A 19,930-nucleotide genomic window follows, 5' to 3' on the forward strand; every position below is an offset into this window, starting at 1 on the left:
TACGGCTACAGGCTTCCAAAGGTTGCGGTTTTGCCTAAAAAAAGAGAGCTGTCGGTTTCCCCCCAGCTCTTGTCCGTACTTTTTTGATCGCAGCTTGCCCTCAGGATTGCGGCACAAAGCTGCCGTCGCGCAGCATGGTCAACTCGCCCATGATGAATGCGAAGTCTTCGGAGTCGTCCAGCTTTCCGCTTTCCTCCAAGGATTCCAAACGGCGCAGCAGCATATTCGCAAAATCCTGAATTTCCACCGGATGCGCCTCCATATCGGCATCGTCGTGAATGTCGAAGCCAGTCAGTGCTTCCAAATGAGTCAAAATGCGAAAGCCGCCGATTTCCCCGAGCAGCTCCTGTTTGTTCAACTTGGACTTTTCCAACTTCTTCAGCATCGACAAGACGTCGTTTGCCACCGAGCTGGGAAAGGCCACTTGGTAAAAGCTGCGGTTTTTCGCTTCTTCCGCCTTGATAATCAAAACGTCGATTCCGTTCGGCTTCTTCGCCTTTTTTCCAAATCCAAACATGTATCTTCCACCTCAAATTGTTTCGTTCTGCATAGCTCTCTCCATGATAGACATAATCGGGGACAGAGACAACCCCCTTCCTGTTTCCTTTTGCCACTCCTGCCTGCAAATGTTTTTCCAAGGAAAATGTTAACTCGGCTATCCGTCTTTCAACCCACACACGCTAACGGGAAAGCATGGTTATGGAAAGGGTGCAGACAATTGAACAGCTGGACATTCAGGATCCTTCTCCTCTCCTTTCTCCTGCTTCTCTCCGGATGCAATACGCCGTCCAAAGAACACAAGGCAAAGACGCAAAACAAACCGCCCAAGCAATCCGCCATCCAGAAGCTGGGGGAAAACAAAACGGACGTCGTTCTCTTTCTGAACCGGGCTGAGCACGTGTTGGAAGAGGTGTACTTCGCGGCGGCAGACAACGCCAAAGGAAAGACGATCTACGAGGATGGACTGGCCTACCGGGAGATGCCCAAGCGGTTTGACAGCAAGGACAAAATCGTCCGCTTCTTCTCCCGCTTCTGGAGCAGACCGTTGGCAGAAGCCATGTACGACAACATGTCGACCAAGGTCGTGAAGGACAAGGTGTACGTTTCCTTTCCGAAGAACGACTACCCCGTTTTGATATCCACCCGTAATACCACGGTTCAAAAAACAAACGGAGAACTTCGCGTGACGGTAGAGGATGCGACGACCCCCGCCTTTTCCACCGACCGCACCCTCCGCTACCAGCTCGTTCGCGACGCCAAGACGAAGCGGTTTGAAATCAAATCAAGATTGGGCGCTTATGGCAACGAGCAATTTCAATAAGCCTCTTGACATTTCTCAGTCGACAGGAGAATAATAGTGAATTAAATAAGCACATCGTGATCGGCAATGACGGGGAACAGTACAACCGCCCTTCGGGTCCAGAGAGTGAAATCCACCGGCTGAGAGGTTTCACCCATGAATCGGTTCGAACCCACCCCAGAGCATCCAGGGATGACCTGGACAGGTTTCTTTCACCTGTTATCCAAGAAAGAGAGCCGGATGTCCCGGGCAAGAGCATCGACCGCTCTGTGTCCAGACGTCAAGTAAGGTGGTACCGCGGAGGTCGTATGCCCTTTCGTCCTTATTCAAAGAGACGAAAGGGCTTTTTATATTGTCTGGAACCAGGAGGAACAAACATGAAAAAGGGCAAAATGCGGTTGGTCGTAAAAGTGGGCAGCAGCTCGCTTGCTGCGGCGGGCGGCGGCGTCGATCGTGACAAAATGGCCTTGCTCGTATCGGCTGTGGGCCGGCTTCGGGAAGCGGGGCATCAGGTGGTGCTGGTCTCTTCCGGAGCTGTCGCCAGCGGCTATCAGAGCCTCGGCTACCAGCAGCGTCCGCGCACATTGGCCGCGAAGCAAGCCGCCGCGGCCATCGGGCAGAGCCTGCTGATGCAAATGTACACGCAAATGTTTGCCGCCCATCGCTCCAGCGTGGCGCAAATTCTCTTGACCCGGAGCGACTTTTCCCATCGCGAGCGGTATCAGCACGCTTTCCAAACCCTATCGCTGCTGCTGGATAAAAACATCTTGCCAATTATCAACGAAAACGACACCGTTTCCGTGGCCGAGCTGACGTTTGGCGACAACGACATGCTTGGGGCCTTGGTTGCAGGCTTGGTGCACGCCGACCTGTACATGATCCTGACCGATACCGACGGATTATACGACAAGGATCCGAGAAGCAATCCGGACGCCAAACGCATTTCCTGGCTGCAGGACATTACCGAGGAGGTCGAAGCGCTTGCGGGCGGTGCCTCCCAGCTGGGCACAGGCGGCATGCGCTCCAAGCTGATCGCCGCCAAGACCGCGCAAGGGCTGGGAATTCCGACTTTTATCGGAAAGCTGAATCAGCCGGCAGAGCTTCTCGACGTTTTAAACGGGCATGGAAACGGTACGTATGTGAGCTATCATCCGGAAGCCCCCGCATCGGGCGGTCTTCCTACGCGGAAACAGTGGATCGCCCTGCACTCCCCCATCCGCGGGTCCATCACCATAGACGGAGGAGCTGCGGAAGCCATTTTGAAGAAGCGCAGCAGCCTTTTGCTCGCCGGAGTGCGGGACGTATCCGGAAGCTTTGACCCCAACGAAGTAATCGAAGTGTATTGCGACGGAGCGTTGATCGGCCGGGGTGTCAGCCGGTACGGGGCAGAAGAGCTCCTGGAGCTTTTGTCCCCTGCCGCTAGGACGCGGCGCAGCGGCACTGTCATCCATCGCGACCAATGGACACAGACGATTTAGGTTTGCCTGTCAAAATAGAGAGAATAAAGGAGCTGGGGAAATCATGGAAAGCTTGAAAACGAAAGTGCTCGAACAGATCATGCTGGCAAAACAGGCTTCGCGCCAAATGGCTTTGCGCAGCCGGGACGAGAAAGACAAGGCGCTGTTCGCCATCGCCGATCAGCTCATAGCCGATGAAGCCGCGATTTTGGCGGCGAATGAACAAGATCTGAGCCGTGCGGAAGCCGATGGCCAGCCTGCCTCTTATCTCGATCGGCTCCGACTGACTCCTGCGCGCATTCGCGATCTGGTAGACGGATTGCACCAGCTTGCGAGCCAGGAAGATCCGGTCGGTCAGGTCATGGAAAGCTGGACGCGTCCGAATGGCCTTGCCATCAAGCAAGTTCGCGTCCCTCTCGGCGTGATCGGCATGGTATATGAAGCCCGTCCCAACGTCACGGTCGACGCCGCCGCGATCGCCCTGAAAACGGGAAACAGCATCGTGCTGCGTGGAAGTCACAGCGCCGTGCACAGCAATCTCGCCTTGGCCGGAAGCATCCGCCATGCGTTGTCTGCGGCGGGTCTGCCAAGCGATGCCGTGCAGTACCTGCCGTACGCCGAGCATGAATCCGTGGATGTTCTCTGCACAGCCAACGGTCTGATCGATGTCATCATTCCGCGCGGCGGAGCCGGCCTGATCCAGCGGGTCCTCAAGCAGTCGAGCGTACCCGTGCTGGAAACTGGCGTGGGCAACTGCCATCTCTTCATCGACAGCCAAGCGGCGTACGGCATGGCCGAAGCGATCGTCCTCAATGCGAAAACCAGCCGTCCCGCCGTCTGCAATGCTGCCGAAACCTTGCTGGTGCACCGCGACTGGCCGCTGACGCATCAGCACGCACTGCTCAAAAGCCTGCTCAGTGCCGGCGTGGAGCTGCGCGCCTGCGAACAGACCAAAGCCCTTCACCCTGATCTGGCCGACCAGCTCAAGGACGCTTCGGATGCGGATTGGGATATAGAATACTCCGCCCTCATCATGGCCGTACGCACCGTGGACAGCTTGACCGACGCACTGGAGCACATCCAGCGCCACAGCACCGGGCACTCCGAAGCGATTGTCACCGAAGACCTCGAGGCGGCAGAGCGATTCCTGGCCGCAGTCGATGCCACAACGGTTTATCACAATGCGTCCACCCGCTTTACCGATGGCGGCGAATTCGGATTCGGAGCGGAGATCGGCATCAGCACCCAAAAGCTTCACGCGCGCGGCCCGATGGGTTTGCCTGCGCTTACTTCTTATAAATACGTCGTACACGGCACCGGACAAACCAGATAGTCCAACAGGAGGGGATCAACCATGAACGACCAAAAAGCTTGTTCCATCGAGGGACGGATCGGCTTTCTCGGTGCCGGCTCGATCGTCGAAGCCATGCTGTCAGGGATTCTGAAAGAAGGCCTGGTCTCGCCAGACCGGATCTGTGTAACCAATCGCAGCAACACGGAACGACTCGACCAGCTCTCGCAAACGTATGGAATTCACACCACTCATGACAAAATGGAGGTCGCCCGGTCGGCGGATATCCTGATTCTGGCCATGAAGCCAAAGGATGCCGGGGAAGGTCTGAGAGAGCTTGCAGGGGTCGTAACCCCCGGGCAATTGATCATCTCCGTCATTGCGGGCGTCTCCACTACCTTGATCGGCGAGTGGCTTGGCGTCAATTGCCCCATCATCCGGACCATGCCCAACACCTCGTCGGCTGTCGGCCTGTCGGCTACGGGACTGGCTGCCAATCCTTCCGTAACCGAAGAGCAGCTAAAGCTCGCGACTAGCCTGTTTGAAGCGATCGGAACGGTGTACACCGTCGCAGAGGAAGAGCTCGACATCGTCACAGGGTTGTCCGGCAGCGGCCCCGCCTACATTTATTACCTTGTCGAAGCCATGATGGGCGCAGGGACTACTGCCGGTCTGGACCGGGAAATGGCACGCCAGCTTACCCTGCAGACCGTGATCGGTGCGGCTACCATGCTGCGGGACACCCGGGAAGAGCCTGCCCTGCTGCGCAAAAAGGTCACCAGCCCCGGAGGAACGACACAGGCCGGACTGGAAGTGCTGGAAGCCTACCAGTTCAAGGAAGCCGTTACTTCCGCGATCTTGCGCGCCACCGAGCGTTCCCGGGAGATGGGCGCGGAGTACCGGTAGCTTTTGGTGCTGCTGCCTGTCATGTATACTGGGGAGACAGCATCCCCGAAGGAGGTTCCTATGGAAATCTACGCACTATACGGCACGAGCGGAACAGGAAAAAGCTCAAGCGCCCTGGAACTGGCACATCGCATGAACATTGACGCCATCATCGACGATGGGATCCTCATCTACCAAGGACGCAAGGTTGCCGGAACCTCCGCCAAGTACGAGAAAACGAAAATCCAGGCAGTCAAGCGGGCGATCTTTCACTATCCCGAGCACGCCACCGATGTTCGCCGGGCCATTGACCAATTTCAGCCCGGGCGCATCCTCGTCCTGGGGACGTCGCGGAGGATGATCGGGCGAATCGTCGAAGCACTCGGCCTGACAACGCCTGTCGAGTACATTCCGATCGAATCCATCAAGCCTCCCCAAGAGATCGAAGCGGCCCGCTACGTCCGGGAAACCATGGGCAAGCACGTCATCCCGATCCCGCGAGTGGAGGTGGAAAAAGATTTCCTGCAGCGGCTGGTAGCCTCCGCCCAGCAGATCTTTTCCCCCAAAAAGGAAGTCATCGGAGAGACGACAGTCGTGCACCCTCCTTTCAGCGGTGGACGCATCGTGATCCACCCCCAGGTGCTGCGCAAAATCGTAGAAGCGACCTGCCGTCATTTTCCCGAAGTCAGTCAGATTCTGAAAACAGAGTACACCTTCGAAGATCTGCCGAGGCTGCAGGTAACGCTTGCTCTGGCTGTGCCGTTCGGTACTGAAATTCCTATGCTTGCCCAGGACATCCAGCAGGCGCTTTACAAGGAAACCAGCTACTGCCTCAATATCGCTCCCGCCAGTATTGACATCAAAATTGCCTCGCTGCAATTCGTCACTGCGGCGAAACCCGTTTGATCCGGCCCCCTCGGCCGGATCTTTTTCTTTCCCTGTAATCCACAGGGTTAGGGCTTCGGCGAAGGACCATCCTATACGTGTATCCTCCCTATGAAAGGAGCAGTCTGATGCCAACCATCATGCCTTCCGCGCCTACGATGCAAGTACCGATTCCCGAGCCGCCACGCGTCATCACCACCAAGGACCTTAGCTACTTGAAGGACGCGATGTCATGGGAGCTCATCGCGTTTAAAAAGCTGCACGCGTTCGCCCAGCAAGCAACCGATCCGGAAGTGAAGCAATGTCTGGAAAAAACGGGACGCATGCATCAGCAGCATTACCAAAAGCTGCTCACCCATTTGCAAAACAACAATACGGCGGCGATGAGCGCCATTCCGCAGGTCCAATCCGGGCAACAACAGCAGCAGCAACAACAAATGCAGTAAGGGAGGAAGCCGGATGCCAAACCAAAACCAGATCGCCAATCCGCAGTCGGGTCAGCTGCCTCAGGTAAAAGGTCCGCAGATGAACGACCGCGACTACCTGAACGATTGTCTGGCTACCTGCAAATATTTGACAGACAGTCTCAACATCGCCGTGCGCGAAGCGAGCCACCAGCAGCTGCACCAAGATTTTTTGCAAATGCTGAACGAGACTCACCAGAGCGCGCGGGAAGCGTACGACCTGATGTTTCGCAAAGGCTGGTACAAGCTGGAGGCAGCCCAGCAGCAACAGCTGCAGCAGGCGCACCAGCAGTTCAGCGGCTACTCGACCCAGTTTCCTTATCATTGACAGGCTGTCGGGAACAAAAAGGGACATCCGCCACTCTTGCCGGATGTCCCTTTTTCATGTCGAGAGCAGCCGCGCCAAAGAATGCAGCGCCTGCTCCAGCTTGTCTTCGTCCGCGTAGGCGTAAGACAGCCTGAGATGCTGGCTGTCGGACCGGTCGTAGACATAGCCGGGATTGAGCAAAATCCCCTCTGCGAGCGCCTTGGAAAACAGCGATCGCATGGAGACGGCCCGGCGCAATCGCAGCCAGATGTAAAACCCTCCGGAAGGAACTTCCCATTCGGCGAGGTCTCCGAACCAGCGGGAGAGCAATCGGACGACGAGATCTCTCCGCTTTTTGAGCGCATGCCTCACCTCCCGCACGTGCTCGCTGTACATCCCCGAAGCCAGCCATTCTGCCGCTACCAGCTGAGACAGGCTGCTGGCACCGTAATCCGTCTGCATTTTCACATCCGCAAGCCGCTCGATGACCGGCTGAGGCCCGACGATCCAGCCGATGCGCAGCCCCGGAGAGAGCGTCTTGGACAAGCTCCCCAAATAGAGCACCTGACCTCCTCGATCGCGCGATTTGAGCGGGAGCGGGCCCGGCTCGTCAAACCACAGCTCTCCGTATACGTCGTCTTCCAAAATCGGCAGCCGCTCGCGTGCGCACACCTCCAGCACCTGCTGCCGTCTGTCTTCCGACATGAGAATTCCCGTCGGGTTGTGGTAGGAAGGAATGGTATAGAGCAGAGCCGCGCCTTGTGCGAGCTTTTGCCTTTCCAGCGCATCGGGGCGAATCCCCTCCCGATCCATCGCCACTCCGACCATTCGCATTCCGGATGACTGAAAAAGCGGCAGCGAAAACAGGTAGGACGGCTGCTCCAACAGAATCGTGGAGCCGCGCCTCAGGATGCCGAGTGAAATGAGCTGAAGCGCCTGGAGCGCCCCCGAGACGACAAGGATGGACGCAGGGGATGCCTCGATCCCCCTGGTCCCCAGATACCGGCTGATTTCCTCGCGCAGCGGCAGCAGCCCTTTGGGTTCGGCGTATCCGAGGTGGGTCATCTTGCCGCCCAGTCCGGCCAGGATGGACTCCATCTGCCTCGTCGGCAGCAGCCGGGGAGACAGCTCTCCCGTGCCCAGGCGGATGTAGCTCGGGTCGGGCTCGTACCGGTTGATGTCCTGGATAATCGGCGTGTTGGGGGGATGCACCCCGGCCTCCACATAACCGAGCCAATCCGGCGGCGATGCCGGCTGCAGCAGCGACCACGTGTTGTTGCTCACTATCGTGCCGCTGCCCACCGTCGACTCGATCAACCCTTCCGCCTTCAGCTCCTCCAGCGCTGTGACCACCGTGCTGCGGTTCACTTCAAACGCCTGCGCGAGCGCTCGCTGGGTCGGAAGCGTGCTGCGCAGGGGCCACTCCCCCGCTTCGATTTTTCCTTTGATGTACGCGACAATTTGCAAATACACAGGGATGTCCGCCTGCTTATCCGGTTTCCAATCGACCGTGAGCATTCTAGTCCCCCCTTCTGATGGTTCCATTCTACAAATTGGTTGGGCACAAGGCAAACCAATTGGCTGGAGACAGATACCTTTGCTTCCGTCCATAATGGACGGGAACGACCGGCGACAGCCGCGATCAAAGGAGGAACCACCCGTGTTGGAAGCCATGCTGCATGGATTTATTCTTTCATTCGGACTCATTTTGCCGCTCGGGGCGCAAAATGTCTTTGTCTTTAATCAGGGGGCCGTCCAGCCCACGCTCTGGCGGGCCTTTCCCGTCGTCGTGACTGCCGCTCTTTGCGACGCGATACTGATTTTGCTTGCCGTGTTGGGCGTATCTCTCGTCGTACTGACAGTCGCTTGGCTGAAAACCGTCCTGTACGCGGTCGGCGTCTGCTTTCTGCTGTACATGGGGTATTTGACCTGGCGCAGCCGCCCCGCCTCTGACACCAGCGAGGCAGAACGCTTTTCCGCCAAGCGGCAGGTGATGTTTGCCGCTTCTGTCTCCCTGCTCAATCCCCATGCCATCCTGGACACCATCGGGGTCATCGGAACCAGCTCGCTGAGTTACAGCGGCGCGGAAAAATGGGGATTTACCCTCGCCTGCATCGTGGTGTCCTGCATCTGGTTTTTCGGGCTTTGCATGGCGGGCCGCTTGGCAGGCCGACTCGATCCGTCAGGAAAGCTGCTGCGCGGCCTGAACATGGCTTCCGCTGTCATCATGTGGCTGGTCGCCGTGTACATGGCAAAGCTGATGTTCACTGCCTGAACCATGCTTGGTGAATAATCCTCGCCTCCTCCAAACAAAATACTTCTAGTCGGATTTACAAGCGGAGGTTTGCCATGCTTTTCACAAAATCAGACGCCTTGCTGGAAGACCTGTACGTGATCGCACAAAACGTGCACGCGTCAGCGAGCTACTTCAATCAATATAAAATTTCCTCCATGGAGACCTTGAAAAAGTTTGCGGAAACCATGAAGGAATACGAATCCAAAGGCGACAAGCTGATCCACGATATCATTATCCGCATCAACAAGACGTTCATCACCGCCATCGAACGGGAAGACGTCATGGAGCTGGCCGTCAAAATGGACGACGTACTGGACGGTCTGGAGGCGTGCGCTGCCCGGCTATACATGTACGACATCATGGAGCCGGACGAAACGATGGTGCGTTTTGGGCAGATCATCGAGGATTCGTCCCAGCAAATTTTGCTCGCCTTCGAGCTGCTCAGGCAGCAAAAGCTGACCGCCATGAGGGAGTACATCATCCGCATCAACGATCTGGAGAGCGCAGGCGACGATTTGGTGCGCCGCAGCATACACCGGCTTTTCCACTCCTCCTCCGATCCGATCCACATCATGCAGTTCAAGGAAATTTACGATGTGCTGGAGGGTGTCATGAACCACTGCGAGGACGTCGCTGACGCGATGGAGACAGTCATCATGAGCAACACATAACCCAAGGAGATTTTGCCCATGTATACGAGCCTTCCATTCATCATCGCCGTCGTCGCGTTAGCCGTTTTCTTTGATTTTATCAACGGCTTTCACGATACGGCCAATGCGATCGCGACGACCGTTTCGACCAAAGCCTTGCCGCCGCGGATCGCGATCATCATGGCGGCGGTCATGAACTTCGTGGGAGCCCTCACGTTTACCGGCGTAGCCAAAACGATCGGGGGAAAAATCGCGGATCCGGCCAAGCTGGAATACGGCGTGCTCATCGTCATCTCCGCTTTGCTGGCGGCGATCCTGTGGAATCTCATTACCTGGTGGTACGGGATTCCGAGCAGTTCATCCCACGCTCTCATCGGATCCGTGGTCGGAGCCGTGCTCGTGTCCTCGGGCAGCCAGCAGATCAATTGGGGCGGCTTTGTGGAAATCTTTGAGGCATTGATTCTTTCCCCCATCATCGCCCTCGTGGGAGGCTACGTTTTGATGCACCTGTTTTACCTGCTCTTCCGCAAAGTAGCCACTCCTCCCTCCAAGGTGAATCGCCGCTTTCGCTACTTTCAAATCCTGACCGCCGCGCTCCAGTCGTTTACCCACGGAACCAACGACGCCCAAAAAGCGATGGGGATCATCGTCTTCGCCCTGGTCGCGGCTGACATCCTGCAGGATGCGAATACCATCCCGTTTTGGGTGCAGCTCAGCTGCGCCATGGCCATGGGACTGGGAACTTCCGTAGGGGGATGGAAAATTATCAAGACGGTCGGCGGGAAGATCACCAAAATCGAGCCGATCAACGGGGCGACAGCCGACCTGACCTCTTCCTCCATTATTTTCACGTTTACACAACTCGGCTTGCCCGTCAGCTCCACACACGTCATCTCTTCGGCCATCATGGGAGTCGGATCGGCGAAACGGATCAAGGGAGTCAACTGGGGCGTCGCCAAGCGCATCATCATCACCTGGTTTATCACCCTTCCCATTTCAGCGGTGATCGCCGCTTTGATCTACTACCTCCTCCATCTGATTTTTTAACGAAGAACGAGCCCTCACTGCTTGAAGCGAGGGCTCGTTTTTGCTGCGTCCGGAAGACGGTCCTGGACGCGCGATTTCCAATTTTCCTGCGTCAGCAGTCCAGCCAGATCGTCTCCGAACAGCTCCTGAATCTCCGTCCGTGTCATGAGATAGGATTCCGTGGGAAAGCGATACTCGATAGCCTGAAGGTTGTCGATCAAGGCAAAGGCTGCGATGGAATTGTAGAGCAGCGCTTGCTCTACCTCGCTTCTTCTCGGATCGTCTACGGAGCTCCTGTACTGAATTTGGAGCTTCAGCTGCTCGGGATAAAGCTGAAACTCCCGCTCCCAGCCGTTCAGGGGCAGACGCCCGTACAGATTGATCAGATTGCTCGCGTTTCCCAGGTACTTGTTTTTGTACGGCAGAATCGAGCTCAAATGGTGTGTCAATGGGTTTTGCTGCTCCTGCTCGTATCTCTGTGCCCTCTCGATCTTGTAAGGAATGACAACTCCTCGAATGAGGACAAACAGAAGCACTCCCGCCAGAGCAAGAATCAGGATCGCTTTATGTCTCGTCGCGTTCATCCGCTTCCCCCACTTCGTATTTCATGATGAGCTTGGGCATGAGGTGAAAAGCGAGAGGAAGTACGATGGAGACCACAGGCAGCAAGTAAGGGATCGCGATCATGGCAAACTGGTACGGACCCGAAATGGTGACAGGCCGACCAAACCAGATGCTGCTGCCAAACTGCAGCGCTGTCGTATACAGGGTGGACACGATCATATAGATCGTCCAGAGCGTCCAGACTGTGTTTCGATACACGATAGCTGCTCGCAAATCCATCTTCATTACGCCCTCGGGAGCCGTCTTCTTCTTTTTCAGCAGCGCTGCATAGATAAGACCGGCCAGCAGGCTCAGCGAGAAAAGCGCGAGGCTTTGCACCTCTCCTGCTCCCACGATCTGCAAAGGCATCGAAACGATCCACGCTACCAGCAGATAGAGCAGCACTCGCTGCACCCATTCCAGCCAAAAGCCGTTTGCACGGATGCGCCGCTTTCCACCCAGGAGGATGTCGATGGATGGGAGGTTAGACTTTGCCACGCGTACCGCTTGGTCGTAGGCCATGCCGCCCGCCGTCAAGTCCGCGACCCGCGCCTCCAAATTGCTCAGTACTTCTTCCCTTAATTCCTGTGCCTGACTGCTCCCTCGATAAGGACGAAACAGCTGTTCCACATGATGGCGCAAAGGATCCATGTTCGTTTCAGCCCTTCCTTTCTATCAGTTGGTCGATCAATTCCTTCGCCACTTTCCAGGCGGCGAGGGCCCTTTCGTACGCTTCCGCACCCTCGGGGGTCAGCCGGTAATACTTTCTCCGCCCGCCCTGCGTCTCATCTCCCCAGTACGAGGCAATCAACTTTTGCCCCTCGAGCCTTTTCAAACTGGTGTACAGCGAAGGCTCCTTCAGCTCGTACTGTCCGCCGCTGTTCTTCGCGATGGCTTTGATAATTTCATAGCCGTAATTGTCACCCTCGGACAAGACGCGCAGGATAATCGCATCGAGATGCCCACGGATGATATCGCTGCTGATGCTGCTTTCCCCCATCTCTTTCACCTCTACACACAACTTATCACATATTACTATGTGTGACAATGTACTCTGCAACAAAATCTCACCTGCGAGCCACTTCGCTCTATGTTCTTCCAATCGTTTTGTTTTTTGCCATCTTTTATAGCCCGGTTGAGTCATTTGGAAAACATTTCATGCTGATATGCTAGTGATAGCTCTGCCACAGCGTCCAATCAAAGGGGGAATCACTTTGCCACCTGGAAGGAAGAAACAGTCTGCTTGCTGCTTGGCCTTGCTGATCGCCGCTTTTCTCTTCCTCAGCCATTTTGGCCCTGCTCACGCGAGAGCAGCCGAACAGAACAGCCAGGAATCCTTGCAGCAGCGGATAGACCGGGCACTGCCGGGCGAAACCCTTTCCTTACCGGAGGGTACATACTCGGGCCCCATTCGCATCACCAAGCCGCTTACTGTGGTCGCTCAAGGCTCTGTCACGATCTCCCATCCATCCCCTGATCCAGCACGCGAGCCGGTTGTCACCATCGACAGCGACCATGTGACCCTGCAAGGCATCACGATCACGGACAAACGCATCAACCCCAAAGACGCTTCACTCGTTTTGAAAGGAAACGACAATGTGCTCGAGCAAATCCGCATCGAGACGATGGGAACAGGCATTCAGCTGCGAGAAGCTACGAATAACACTCTGCACGACATCCGCATCACGGGAAAGGTCAAGGATCGGAGCGTCGCCGGCGCTGCTTTGCACGATCATGCCAGCCACGGAGCCTCTTCCGCCGGGAACGGGGACCCCGCAGGCAATGTCCCGGCACGCAAAGGGAACGGGATCGATCTGTTTCAATCGCATCAAAACCGCCTCATCGGCAACCAGATCACCAACGTTTTTGACGGCATCTATCTGGAGAGAAGCACCGGCAATCAGATCCTCCGAAATACAGTCGAGAAATCACGCTACGGCTACCACTTCATGGGGACAGCCCGGACACTTCTGGCGGACAATACCGGGACCGAAAACGTAACCGGAGCAATGCTGATGGAAACCACCCAAGCGACGGTTCAAAACAATCGGTTCCTCAAACAAAAGAACAATCCCAATTCGCAAGGGATCCTCTTGTACGACGTGACGGATTCGAAGCTTAGCGGCAATCACATCGAAGGCAATCGGGTCGGATTGTACCTGGAAAACTCGACTGGCGTAGACATCCGGGAAAATCGGCTGTTGTTAAACTTCATCGGGATGCAGGTAAAGGCTTCGTCCGCGAATATGTTTGCGGCCAACCAGCTCGTCTCCAACGTCATTCAGGCGCAAGCGCAGGACAGCGACTCGGACCGCTTCTTCGGCAACTACTGGGACAACCTGCAGACACTCGACACCGATGGGGACGGGCATAGCGACCTCCCGTATGAAATGAATCCTTTTTACCTGGCATTGACGGATGCCGTATCGCCTTACCAGCTCTTTTTCCAGGCACCAGGCTTCGTCTTTTTGGAGAGCCTGTTCTCTTCCGGGACGGACACCTCTATCCGCGACGAAAGCCCATCCGTAGCGATCACCACGGATGGGGATGAACAGGCTTCCCGTCCCCTCTGGGCAACCGGGATCCTCGGGCTCTTGCTGCTCGCAGGCAGCGTATCAATCATGTATACAGGAGGAAAACGACAATGAAGAAACGTACGTGGGTAACCATCATGGGAGCAATCGTGGGGATGAGCATGCTGATCATCGGCTGCGGCAAGCAAGAGGCGCAGCCCGTCGAGATCGCGGAAGGCGTGGACAAATGCGATGTCTGCCACATGCATGTCGCCAATGACCAGCATGCGACAGAGCTCATTCTTCAGGACGGTAAAGTCTTGAAATTTGATGATATCGGATGTATGCACACGTGGGTCAAAGAGCATGGAACCGAGCAGGTAGATGTGCAGTTTGTCCGCGACTACTACTCGGCAGAATGGCTGAAAGCAGATCGGGCGGCCTTCGCTTACGACAAGACCTTCCAAACACCCATGGGGTACGGCATCTACTCCTTCCGGGACAAAGCCGCCGCCGAGGCGTTTGTACAGGAACAGAAAGCCGGCGTCGTGATGAACGCGGACGGGCTGAGCAGCCATACCTGGGAGCGGACGATCAGTGAACACATGAAGATGAATGGGAGCATGGACGGCAAGCCATCGGGTGAAACGATGCAGCCCATGTCCCAGCATTGACCGGGGGTAGAACGCCATGCACATTCACCTCATCGCCAAGCGGGAAGTGACCTTCGGTTTCCGCAATCCGTGGTCGTATTCGTTTTTGGCTCTGTTCACCTTGTTCAGCTTGGGCCTCCTGGTGATCCAGTCACAGAGCTTTCTGGATGGCTACACGTATTCGACGGGCACCATGCTGAATCTGATCCTGTACTTGCTGCCCCTCATGACAATGCTCCTCTCCGCCTTCTCCTTGACAGCTGAAAAGGAGGAAGGGAACTGGCAGCTTTTATCCACCTATGCGATGACGTCAACCTCCTTTCTGTTCGGGAAGTACGCAGGTCAGGCCATCGTTCTGATCACGATCGTCTGCTTTGGCTACGGCCTCTCCGGGGTCGCCGGCGTCCTTCTGGGCAAAAGCTTTTCGCTCGCGGCTCTCCTGTTTCTGCTTGTGTTTTCGGTGTCGATCATCCTGTTGTTTTTGGGAATGGCAATGATGATCGGTGCGCTCAGCAAAAACCGCTGGCAGGCGCTCACCATGGGGGTTGCCGTCTGGTTTTTCCTGATCCTGGCGTGGCCGACTCTGCTTATTTCCGCGCTGAGCTTTGTGCCGTACACGTGGATCAAGCCGTTGCTGCAGCTCGCGACATTTTTCAATCCTGCTGAATTTGTACGCATTTTTTCTGTGGCGCGCTTGGGCGGCGGCTCGATCTTTGGCCCCGAATACTACAAATGGATGTACTGGATCGATTCACCCTTGGGCGATGTCCTATTCGTCGCCCTCAGTCTGTGTTGGATCGCAGTCACCATGTACATTGCCAAAATAGCGTGGGAAAGAAGGTAGGTCCATGGCAACGAAGGGATTGGTCATTTGGCAAGTCACGAAAAAGATAGCGGATAAGGTGGTTGTCCAGCCATTTGATCTGCATATCGAGCCTGGTGAGGTGGTAGCCCTATGCGGCGGAAACGGAGCGGGGAAAAGCACGATCTTGCGCATGATTGTCGGGATCCTGTCTCCTACCTCCGGAACGATTTCGTTGCACAGCAAGACCTATGCCGAGCACCGGGTGGAATATCTGCAGCAAATCGGGTACATGCCCGATCACTTCAACTTTGCTTCCGCCCTGACTGCACGCGAAACCATTCGCTTCTACGCCGCTCTGCGCGGGAAATCGTCGGAAGCAGCCGATACGGCTCTGCGCGCTGTCGGTTTGGAAGAGGCCAAAAACAAGCGGGTCACCCAGTTTTCCAAAGGAATGCAGCAGCGCTTGCTGTTCGCCCAAGCCATTTTGGCCAAACCGTCTCTCGTCGTTCTGGACGAACCGACGAACGGGCTTGATCCCTATTGGATGGATGCCTTTGTCGACCTCGTCCGGGAGCTGAAGCAGGCTGGCCAATCCGTCCTGTTTTCGACGCATCAGCTGCAAGTGGCTGACGCGGTCGCCGACCGGGCGATCTTCCTGATGGACGGGCACGTCGCTCGGGACAGCCCGATCCAGGAATACCGGAGGGAATACGGGGCGAATGGATTGTACGCTGCCTTCTCCGAGCTGTTTGCCCCTTCCCTCCGGAGCGGCGGCCCCTCCGAGTCTTCCCAGCGGCGAAGATGATCCCGAAGAAAAAATGGAGAAGCCCCTTTTTTCCGGAAGGCTTCTCCTGATTTCCTGCAAATCTTCTGCTACGCCTCTACCTTGACGCCTTTCTCGACGTTCGCCAGCTCGCGTCCGAGGAACTTGGCCACTTCCAGCATGCCGTAGGTGCCAGCAGCAGCTTCCGCGTCCGAGTTGTAGTTGGTATTCGTGTTGATGTCGTACGTGAAAATTTCTCCGTCGCGATTGCGGATGAATTCGATGCCGGCTATCTGGATGCCGTTTGCCGCCAGAAATCGTTCATACTTGTCGATGATCGGATCGTGGAAGCCATCCACGATCTGAAACTTCGGCTTCGCCGGCACTTCCTCTCCTACCGGGCAAAACAAGTCCCCGATCTGGCAAGCGTCGGCCGGACACAGCTCAAAGCCTTCGGACGTGTCCACCTGCACGGCATAAAGGAACTTCCCGCCGACGAACTCGCAGCGGGTGATAAACGGCTGCGGAGCCTGGATGTACTCCTGGATCAGCGTGATGCCATCCACCGGCTCGTCGAATGCCGGTCCGTTCACGTACGACTCCAGACCTTCCAGCGAGTGAAACAGTTGCACCCCAAGCCCCTTCCCTGCCCGGTTGTGCTTGGTGATGAACGATTGCCCCTCGAAGGAACGAGCCGCTTTCAAAATCTGCTCCTTGCCTACTGCCGCGATGGTCCGGGGCGTACGGATGCCGTGTCCGGCCAAGGCCAAATACTGAGCGACCTTGCTCACCTCCAGACGCAGGGCGCTCGTTCCGTTAAACACTTTGCGGCCGTAGCTCTCCAGCCAGTCCAGCACGGCTCCCGTCAACTCCGGAGCATAGCGGTGGCCGCGAGTGTGGGAAGAAGCGCTCATGCGGCTGTAATAGACGCCGACAGGAGGCTCTTGTGTCAAATCGACAGTGCCTTCGTCCAGGTGCCACTCCTCGTAAGGCAGTCCCAGCTCTCGCAATCGCTTGGTCAAATGAACGGTCCATTCGCTGTTTTCATGGATGACGTAGATCTTTTTCATCGTAGGATTCTCCTCATTTTTCCGTTTTTCTGCCCCCAGACGGGGTGGACTAGGACAACAGGGTAGTCGGTGATTCAGCCCGGAGGCGTTCTGCCAAAGGCATGACATCCTTGGCAAAACGCTCCATTTCCTCCAGCTGCGGAGAGAATTGCAGCAGCAAGAGATCGACGCCCGCCTTTTCGAAGGCCAGGATGCGCTCGGCAATTTGCTCCGGTGTCCCGATCAGATCGGGGCGCAGCCCTCGGTTGGATACGGAATAGTCCCGCAATTGAATGTGCTGTTCGAGCTGCGACTTGTTGACGAAGTCCTGGTAGCCTGCGTAGCCGCTCGACTCCTTCACATCCGTGATGCGGGCCAGTTCGGCCTGCGCCTCCTCCTCCGTCGGGCGGCAAATGACGTAGGCGGCCATCCCAAACGAAAAGAACGGCGCTTTCCCCGCCTGCTTCCGGCGTTCCCTCATGTCCCGGATTTTCCGCTCGACCTCTTCCGGCGTGCCGCCGTGCATCACATAGGCGTCGCATGCGGAGGATATGACTTCTTTTCCGCGCTCGCTTTCTCCGCCTGCGTACAGGATGGGATTCGGACGTTGGACAGGCTTTGGCGCCAGCCTGGCTTCGCGAATGTCATAAAATTTACCATGGTAGCTGAACGTCTCTTCGGTCCAGAGACCTTTCAGCACGTCCAAAAATTCCAGCGTGCGCTCGTACCGTTCGTCGTGTTCGGTGAAAATTCCCCCGTACTGACGGGCCTCTTCCTCCCACCACGCCGACACCACATTCAAGGTAAAGCGGCCGTTGCTGATATGATCGATGTTCGCCGCCATTTTTGCCGTAACAGCTGGATTGTGAAAGCCCGGGCGAACCGCTGTCATGATCTCGATTTTTTCTGTAACCGCTGCCAAAGCGGCGGCTGTCGACCACGCTTCGAGCGAATCCGACTCCGGACCTTTTATATCGTTCAAGTACAGCTCCGCGATGAGCGTGGTATCGTAGCCCCAGCGCTCGGCCGCTTGAATCACCGTCTTGGCGTATTCAAACGTCGGGGGCATGTGTTCGTCTTCAACATTTCGGAGCCAACCGCCAAAAATCGGTAACCAAAAGCCGTATTTCATCGCTCTCTTCTCCTTTGCCTTCGGGACTGAAACGACGTGAATGGGTTGAAAGAAAGTAAAGTAATCCTACTACAAAAACCGGAATACTTCAATATTCTGATTTTGGAGAACAGCAGAAAGGCTCTGACGCTGTTCATTCTCAGCATCAGAGCCTCGTGGGCGGGATGATTTTCTTGTTTATCCAAAACCATGCGAGGACAGGATAATAGGTAAAATCACCAAGATTTCACCCGCAAAGGAGCTGATGTGTAATGACTCGTCAACGTCTTTCGCAGCTTCGTTATCCATTCATCGCATTGGCTGTGACGTTAGCGCTACTCGGAACGCATCATCAATATCGACTACATACGTCTTACGCCGCTACGCAACGTACCCAGACCGTCACCATTTCCAGTGCCGGTTTTTTGCCTAACCGCATATCCGTCCACGAAGGGGAGCACATCTCGTTGATGGTCGTGAACACGGACACTCGCCCGCACAACCTCGCTATTCGCGAGTTGAACGTCTCTTCAACCGAGCTCAAGCCGACGCAGTCGACCACGCTGCAATTTGCCGCCGTGAAGAAAGGGCAGTATGCCTTTGTGTCCGATTCTCCCGGCTATCCGGAGACCGGGTATCAAGGAGTGCTGATCATCGAGTAACGTCCCATTCCTCCGCGTGCTTGGCTTGCTTCCACCGCCCGAAGCGGATCAGGCACAGGGGGATGATCCCCACAGCGGTCACCATGCCGAAAAACAAATAGATCGCCAACGTGGAAAACTCGTCTTTGATCCAGCCGGCCAAGAGGTTGCAAAGCATCGTGCCGAGCCCGCTCCCCACCGAGAAAAAGACGGCAAGCGCAGTCACCTGAAGGGATGACGGCGTATTTTCCCGTACGAACTGGGCTGCGGTCGCCAAGTAAAAGCCGACGGACAACCCTTGGATGAAAAACAGGATGAGAACGGCAAGCGTACTGGGAGCAGAGCTGTACCAAAACCAGCGGAGAGCGGAAAAAACGGCAGCCGACAGGAGCACCGTCTCCAGCCCAAAACGCCTGACGAAGTAACCCGCCAGCTTCATAAACGGCGCCTCGCTTCCGGCAAACAGGAGAAAAGCCAGACCGACACCCGCAACCGTTCCCCCGATTTCCTGATAGTACAGGGAAAACCAGATGTTGTTGGCATTGATCGCCCCGAACATGCAGAAGGACGCCAGCAGGAACAGCAAAAAGCGCGGAATCCGGAGCAGCTGCTTCATCCCCTTGAGCATGCTGACGGTAAAGCGGGAAGATTCCGTCACTTCTTCAGGGACGCGCAGGAGGAACAACAGCGCCGCGATGAACGCCAAACAGTACGAGTAGAAAAGAGTGGCCGGCCCCCAACGCTCTACCAAAAGTCCGGTGACGAAAGCCGCGAGCGCAAATCCGACCGCTCCCCATAGGCGAAGGTCGCCAAATTGCAGCTGGTTCTTTTTCGCATAGCCCAATGCCAGGCTGTCGGAGATCGGAACGACCGCGCTTTGGAAAAACGAAAGGAGAATGTAAAGGAGAAAGACAAAGGCATACGTAGAAACTGTCGTAAAGAAAAGGCCTATCAGACCGGATAGGAGCAGGGTAAAGAGGAGAACAGCCTTTCTGATTTGAAACCGGTCGCAAATGAGCCCCCACATCGGTTGGGCGACGATGGCGACGACTGGGGCCACCGCGCTGATCGCGCCGATTTGCGTGCCGGACAGGTGAATGGACTTGTAGTATTGGGTGATGAGCGGAGAAAACGCCCCAAACCCGTAGTAAATAAAGAGGTAGAGGGCGCTGACGCTCCAGTACCTGCTGCCAGCGCCCCCTAGGTATTTGCCGGAAAGTGATCCTGACAT

General features: G+C 56.1%; 23 protein-coding genes. 15 read left to right on the forward strand and 8 right to left on the reverse strand.

Features of this window, described 5'->3' with window-relative positions; translation table 11 throughout:
* Nucleotides 1-100: 100 nt before the first annotated feature.
* Nucleotides 101-517 carry a hypothetical protein gene (locus tag RGB73_RS25920; protein WP_310765975.1) on the reverse strand — a complete coding sequence of 139 codons (417 nt, stop codon included), beginning with the start codon at nucleotides 515-517 and terminating at the stop codon, nucleotides 101-103.
* Between the two features lie 201 nt (nucleotides 518-718).
* Here RGB73_RS25920 and RGB73_RS25925 point away from each other — a divergent pair, with 201 nt between their 5' ends.
* The 7 genes from RGB73_RS25925 (at nucleotide 719) to RGB73_RS25955 (ending at nucleotide 6,610) form a co-directional block, all read left to right on the forward strand.
* Nucleotides 719-1,321, forward strand: a complete 603-nt coding sequence (locus RGB73_RS25925; RefSeq protein ID WP_310765977.1) for a DL-endopeptidase inhibitor IseA family protein — start codon at nucleotides 719-721, stop codon at nucleotides 1,319-1,321.
* Between the two features lie 356 nt (nucleotides 1,322-1,677).
* The gene (gene proB, locus RGB73_RS25930) at nucleotides 1,678-2,778 is read left to right on the forward strand and encodes a glutamate 5-kinase (RefSeq protein ID WP_310765979.1); all 1,101 of its coding nucleotides are present in this window, start codon (nucleotides 1,678-1,680) and stop codon (nucleotides 2,776-2,778) included.
* Between the two features lie 43 nt (nucleotides 2,779-2,821).
* A complete protein-coding gene (locus RGB73_RS25935) occupies nucleotides 2,822-4,090 on the forward strand; it encodes a glutamate-5-semialdehyde dehydrogenase (protein ID WP_310765981.1) in 1,269 nt (422 codons plus the stop codon).
* 21 nt (nucleotides 4,091-4,111) lie between these two features.
* Entirely contained in the window at nucleotides 4,112-4,954 is an 843-nt protein-coding gene (proC, locus tag RGB73_RS25940; protein WP_310765983.1) for a pyrroline-5-carboxylate reductase, read from the forward strand.
* Between the two features lie 60 nt (nucleotides 4,955-5,014).
* Nucleotides 5,015-5,839 (forward strand): hypothetical protein, encoded by an 825-nt coding sequence (locus RGB73_RS25945; RefSeq protein WP_310765984.1) that lies wholly within the window; start codon nucleotides 5,015-5,017, stop codon nucleotides 5,837-5,839.
* Nucleotides 5,840-5,946: 107 nt separating this feature from the next.
* Nucleotides 5,947-6,264, forward strand: a complete 318-nt coding sequence (locus RGB73_RS25950; protein WP_310765986.1) for a ferritin-like domain-containing protein — start codon at nucleotides 5,947-5,949, stop codon at nucleotides 6,262-6,264.
* A gap of 13 nt (nucleotides 6,265-6,277) precedes the next feature.
* Nucleotides 6,278-6,610 carry a spore coat protein gene (locus RGB73_RS25955; RefSeq protein ID WP_310765988.1) on the forward strand — a complete coding sequence of 111 codons (333 nt, stop codon included), beginning with the start codon at nucleotides 6,278-6,280 and terminating at the stop codon, nucleotides 6,608-6,610.
* A 54-nt stretch (nucleotides 6,611-6,664) separates the two neighbouring features.
* On the opposite strand, the gene pdxR is transcribed toward RGB73_RS25955, so the two are convergent.
* Nucleotides 6,665-8,107: a MocR-like pyridoxine biosynthesis transcription factor PdxR gene (gene pdxR, locus RGB73_RS25960; RefSeq protein WP_310765990.1), complete on the reverse strand. Its 1,443-nt coding sequence runs from the start codon at nucleotides 8,105-8,107 to the stop codon at nucleotides 6,665-6,667.
* Between the two features lie 142 nt (nucleotides 8,108-8,249).
* On the opposite strand from pdxR, the gene RGB73_RS25965 reads away from it, so the two are divergent.
* The 3 genes from RGB73_RS25965 (at nucleotide 8,250) to RGB73_RS25975 (ending at nucleotide 10,582) form a co-directional block, all read left to right on the forward strand.
* Nucleotides 8,250-8,864 (forward strand): LysE/ArgO family amino acid transporter, encoded by a 615-nt coding sequence (locus tag RGB73_RS25965; protein ID WP_310765992.1) that lies wholly within the window; start codon nucleotides 8,250-8,252, stop codon nucleotides 8,862-8,864.
* A 74-nt stretch (nucleotides 8,865-8,938) separates the two neighbouring features.
* Nucleotides 8,939-9,556 (forward strand): DUF47 domain-containing protein, encoded by a 618-nt coding sequence (locus RGB73_RS25970; protein ID WP_310765994.1) that lies wholly within the window; start codon nucleotides 8,939-8,941, stop codon nucleotides 9,554-9,556.
* An 18-nt stretch (nucleotides 9,557-9,574) separates the two neighbouring features.
* A complete protein-coding gene (locus RGB73_RS25975) occupies nucleotides 9,575-10,582 on the forward strand; it encodes an inorganic phosphate transporter (RefSeq protein ID WP_310765996.1) in 1,008 nt (335 codons plus the stop codon).
* 14 nt (nucleotides 10,583-10,596) lie between these two features.
* Here the strand turns inward: RGB73_RS25975 and RGB73_RS25980 are convergent, their stop codons facing one another.
* The 3 genes from RGB73_RS25980 to RGB73_RS25990 are packed head-to-tail and all read right to left on the reverse strand — an operon-like array spanning nucleotide 10,597 to nucleotide 12,164.
* Nucleotides 10,597-11,145: a DUF4825 domain-containing protein gene (locus tag RGB73_RS25980; RefSeq protein ID WP_310765998.1), complete on the reverse strand. Its 549-nt coding sequence runs from the start codon at nucleotides 11,143-11,145 to the stop codon at nucleotides 10,597-10,599.
* The gene (locus RGB73_RS25985; RefSeq protein WP_310766000.1) at nucleotides 11,126-11,815 is read right to left on the reverse strand and encodes a permease prefix domain 1-containing protein; all 690 of its coding nucleotides are present in this window, start codon (nucleotides 11,813-11,815) and stop codon (nucleotides 11,126-11,128) included. Before RGB73_RS25985 ends, RGB73_RS25980 begins: the two co-directional genes overlap by 20 nt.
* 7 nt (nucleotides 11,816-11,822) lie before the next feature.
* On the reverse strand, nucleotides 11,823-12,164 hold the full coding sequence (locus RGB73_RS25990) for a PadR family transcriptional regulator (protein WP_310766002.1): 342 nt from the start codon (nucleotides 12,162-12,164) through the stop codon (nucleotides 11,823-11,825).
* 214 nt (nucleotides 12,165-12,378) lie between these two features.
* Between RGB73_RS25990 and RGB73_RS25995 the strand changes: the two genes are divergently transcribed.
* From RGB73_RS25995 to RGB73_RS26010, 4 genes are read left to right on the forward strand one after another with little or no spacing between them, the layout of a single operon-like run.
* A complete protein-coding gene (locus RGB73_RS25995) occupies nucleotides 12,379-13,812 on the forward strand; it encodes a right-handed parallel beta-helix repeat-containing protein (RefSeq protein ID WP_310766004.1) in 1,434 nt (477 codons plus the stop codon).
* Entirely contained in the window at nucleotides 13,809-14,351 is a 543-nt protein-coding gene (locus tag RGB73_RS26000; RefSeq protein WP_310766006.1) for a nitrous oxide reductase accessory protein NosL, read from the forward strand. The genes RGB73_RS25995 and RGB73_RS26000 overlap by 4 nt, the downstream gene beginning before the upstream one ends.
* Before the next feature lie 16 nt (nucleotides 14,352-14,367).
* A complete protein-coding gene (locus tag RGB73_RS26005; protein ID WP_310766008.1) occupies nucleotides 14,368-15,174 on the forward strand; it encodes an ABC transporter permease in 807 nt (268 codons plus the stop codon).
* Between the two features lie 4 nt (nucleotides 15,175-15,178).
* Nucleotides 15,179-15,940 carry an ABC transporter ATP-binding protein gene (locus tag RGB73_RS26010; protein ID WP_310766010.1) on the forward strand — a complete coding sequence of 254 codons (762 nt, stop codon included), beginning with the start codon at nucleotides 15,179-15,181 and terminating at the stop codon, nucleotides 15,938-15,940.
* Nucleotides 15,941-16,008: 68 nt separating this feature from the next.
* Here the strand turns inward: RGB73_RS26010 and RGB73_RS26015 are convergent, their stop codons facing one another.
* Both RGB73_RS26015 and RGB73_RS26020 read right to left on the reverse strand, forming a co-directional pair.
* Nucleotides 16,009-16,968 carry an ATP-grasp domain-containing protein gene (locus tag RGB73_RS26015; RefSeq protein ID WP_310766012.1) on the reverse strand — a complete coding sequence of 320 codons (960 nt, stop codon included), beginning with the start codon at nucleotides 16,966-16,968 and terminating at the stop codon, nucleotides 16,009-16,011.
* Between the two features lie 49 nt (nucleotides 16,969-17,017).
* A complete protein-coding gene (locus RGB73_RS26020; RefSeq protein WP_310766014.1) occupies nucleotides 17,018-18,079 on the reverse strand; it encodes an LLM class flavin-dependent oxidoreductase in 1,062 nt (353 codons plus the stop codon).
* 251 nt (nucleotides 18,080-18,330) lie between these two features.
* Here RGB73_RS26020 and RGB73_RS26025 point away from each other — a divergent pair, with 251 nt between their 5' ends.
* Nucleotides 18,331-18,720: a cupredoxin domain-containing protein gene (locus RGB73_RS26025; RefSeq protein WP_310766016.1), complete on the forward strand. Its 390-nt coding sequence runs from the start codon at nucleotides 18,331-18,333 to the stop codon at nucleotides 18,718-18,720.
* Here the strand turns inward: RGB73_RS26025 and RGB73_RS26030 are convergent.
* A complete protein-coding gene (locus RGB73_RS26030) occupies nucleotides 18,710-19,930 on the reverse strand; it encodes an MFS transporter (RefSeq protein WP_310766018.1) in 1,221 nt (406 codons plus the stop codon). The genes RGB73_RS26025 and RGB73_RS26030 overlap by 11 nt on opposite strands.

Source organism: Brevibacillus brevis, assembly GCF_031583145.1.
In the GTDB taxonomy this organism is placed as follows: Bacteria; Bacillota; Bacilli; order Brevibacillales; family Brevibacillaceae; genus Brevibacillus; species Brevibacillus brevis_E.

Excerpts from the sequence above, each read along its gene's own strand:
- RGB73_RS25920 (WP_310765975.1), bottom strand. The coding sequence starts at position 517 with ATGTTTGGATTTGGAAAAAAGGCGAAGAAGCCGAACGGAATCGACGTT.
- proB (WP_310765979.1), top strand. The coding sequence starts at position 1,678 with ATGAAAAAGGGCAAAATGCGGTTGGTCGTAAAAGTGGGCAGCAGCTCG.
- RGB73_RS25935 (WP_310765981.1), top strand. The coding sequence starts at position 2,822 with ATGGAAAGCTTGAAAACGAAAGTGCTCGAACAGATCATGCTGGCAAAA.
- proC (WP_310765983.1), top strand. The coding sequence starts at position 4,112 with ATGAACGACCAAAAAGCTTGTTCCATCGAGGGACGGATCGGCTTTCTC.
- RGB73_RS25945 (WP_310765984.1), top strand. The coding sequence starts at position 5,015 with ATGGAAATCTACGCACTATACGGCACGAGCGGAACAGGAAAAAGCTCA.
- RGB73_RS25950 (WP_310765986.1), top strand. The coding sequence starts at position 5,947 with ATGCCAACCATCATGCCTTCCGCGCCTACGATGCAAGTACCGATTCCC.
- RGB73_RS25955 (WP_310765988.1), top strand. The coding sequence starts at position 6,278 with ATGCCAAACCAAAACCAGATCGCCAATCCGCAGTCGGGTCAGCTGCCT.
- pdxR (WP_310765990.1), bottom strand. The coding sequence starts at position 8,107 with ATGCTCACGGTCGATTGGAAACCGGATAAGCAGGCGGACATCCCTGTG.
- RGB73_RS25970 (WP_310765994.1), top strand. The coding sequence starts at position 8,939 with ATGCTTTTCACAAAATCAGACGCCTTGCTGGAAGACCTGTACGTGATC.
- RGB73_RS25975 (WP_310765996.1), top strand. The coding sequence starts at position 9,575 with ATGTATACGAGCCTTCCATTCATCATCGCCGTCGTCGCGTTAGCCGTT.
- RGB73_RS25980 (WP_310765998.1), bottom strand. The coding sequence starts at position 11,145 with ATGAACGCGACGAGACATAAAGCGATCCTGATTCTTGCTCTGGCGGGA.
- RGB73_RS25985 (WP_310766000.1), bottom strand. The coding sequence starts at position 11,815 with ATGGATCCTTTGCGCCATCATGTGGAACAGCTGTTTCGTCCTTATCGA.
- RGB73_RS25990 (WP_310766002.1), bottom strand. The coding sequence starts at position 12,164 with ATGGGGGAAAGCAGCATCAGCAGCGATATCATCCGTGGGCATCTCGAT.
- RGB73_RS26000 (WP_310766006.1), top strand. The coding sequence starts at position 13,809 with ATGAAGAAACGTACGTGGGTAACCATCATGGGAGCAATCGTGGGGATG.
- RGB73_RS26005 (WP_310766008.1), top strand. The coding sequence starts at position 14,368 with ATGCACATTCACCTCATCGCCAAGCGGGAAGTGACCTTCGGTTTCCGC.
- RGB73_RS26010 (WP_310766010.1), top strand. The coding sequence starts at position 15,179 with ATGGCAACGAAGGGATTGGTCATTTGGCAAGTCACGAAAAAGATAGCG.
- RGB73_RS26015 (WP_310766012.1), bottom strand. The coding sequence starts at position 16,968 with ATGAAAAAGATCTACGTCATCCATGAAAACAGCGAATGGACCGTTCAT.
- RGB73_RS26020 (WP_310766014.1), bottom strand. The coding sequence starts at position 18,079 with ATGAAATACGGCTTTTGGTTACCGATTTTTGGCGGTTGGCTCCGAAAT.
- RGB73_RS26025 (WP_310766016.1), top strand. The coding sequence starts at position 18,331 with ATGACTCGTCAACGTCTTTCGCAGCTTCGTTATCCATTCATCGCATTG.
- RGB73_RS26030 (WP_310766018.1), bottom strand. The coding sequence starts at position 19,930 with ATGTCAGGATCACTTTCCGGCAAATACCTAGGGGGCGCTGGCAGCAGG.